Here is a 1,548-nt window from a genome sequence, read left to right as displayed (position 1 = left end):
GGGGGGTGCCTCTATGTCCTTCGTCAAGGCACCCCTGTCGGGTTTGGGGTGATTCAGGCTTGCTGGGGTCATGCGGCGAGTTCGACGTCCGCGGGCGTGCGGGATTCGTAGAAGGTGCCGTCTCGGAGCATGGCGAACAGGACGCTGATGCGTTGGCGGGCGAGGCGGATGAGGGCCTGGGTGTGGGTTTTGCCGCGGCCGCGTTGCTTGTCGTAGTAGGTGCGGGAGGCGGGATCGGCGTTCATGCAGGCGAAGGCGGAGAGGAACATGGCGCGTTTGAGCTGGCGGTTGCCGCCTCGGGGTGCGTGTTCGCCGTGGATCGAGGTCCCCGACGACTTCGTGGCCGGGGCGAGTCCGGCGTAGGAGGCGAGGTGGGCGGCGCTCGGGAAGCTGGTGCCGTCGCCGACGGTGACCAGCAGGACGGCGGCGGTCCTGACGCCGACGCCGGGCATCGACGTCAGGACCTGGGAAAGAGGGTGGGCCTCCAGCAGGGCGTTGATCTGGGCCTCCAGGGCCCGGCGCTGTTCGTGGACAGCGGCGAGAGAGCGGGCCAGGGAGGGCACGACGATGTCGAGGGTGCCGGTTCCAGGGACCACGACGGTCTGCTCGTCCAGGGCGTCGAAGACGTCGTCGATCAGCCGGGTGGCCATGCGCGGGGCCTTCGGGCGGATCAGTTCGACGAGGCGGCGGCGTCCGGCTTTGCGCAGGGCGGCCGGGGATCCGTAGCGTTCCAGCAGCCAGGTCACGGCCTGGTGGTCCAGGCGCGGCCCGAGGACGCGTTCCAGGGAGGGGTGGAACTGGGTGAGCAGGCCGCGTATGCGGTTGGAGGTGCGGGTTGCCTCGGCGGCGAGGTCCTGGTCGAAGCCGGTCAGCACGGTCAGCTCGGCGGTGATCTCGTCGGTCAGTTCCAGCGAGCGCAGGGTGTGCGGCATCGTCCGCGCGGCGTCGGCGATCACGGCCGCGTCCTTCGCGTCGGTCTTGGCCTCGCCGGGGTAGAGGTCGGCGATCCGGCGCATGGCCAGGCCGGGCAGGTAGGCGACCTTGCAGCCGGCGTCCCGGGCCACGGTCAGCGGCAGGGCGCCGATGGAGGCGGGCTGGTCCACGATGACCAGGACGGTGGCGAACTTTGCGGTCAGCTTCTCGAAGACGGCCCGCAGCTTCGGCTCGCTGTTGGGCAGCGGTTTGTCGAAGACCTTCTTCCCGGCCGGGGTCAGTCCGTGGCCGTGATGAGCGGACTTGCCGACGTCCAGGCCGAGGAACACGCCCACGTCTTCGATCTCGAACATCGCGCCCTTTCAAGGGTGTTGGCGGTGCCGGCCTCGGCTCGGGTGTCGTGCTCGCGCATCCACGTTATGCAGACCTGCCGCCCGCGAACCGTCCGGCATTGCGCCGGACCGGACGGTGGCCGGACCTCTGATCAGCGTCTCCGACGGACACCCCCGGACCCGGTGACACCACCCCCCAGGTCATGCCTTCGACAGGGGGACACAGTCATGCCGGAACCGGAGGCCAGCGGCCCTCTTGCAGGACCGCAGAAAACATAACGGG

1 protein-coding gene is annotated in these 1,548 nt (G+C 69.6%); it reads right to left on the bottom strand.

All coding sequences use genetic code 11. From position 1 onward, the window contains the following. Positions 1–68 precede the first annotated feature (68 nt). On the bottom strand, positions 69–1,286 hold the full coding sequence (locus HW837_RS47920) for an IS110 family RNA-guided transposase (protein ID WP_193382252.1): 1,218 nt from the start codon (positions 1,284–1,286) through the stop codon (positions 69–71). Between the last annotated feature and the right edge of the window lie 262 nt (positions 1,287–1,548).

The sequence above is a fragment of the Streptomyces caniscabiei genome (assembly GCF_014930365.1).
GTDB classification, from domain to species: domain Bacteria; phylum Actinomycetota; class Actinomycetes; order Streptomycetales; family Streptomycetaceae; genus Streptomyces; species Streptomyces caniscabiei.
This window is presented reverse-complemented; position numbering and strand designations above follow the sequence as displayed.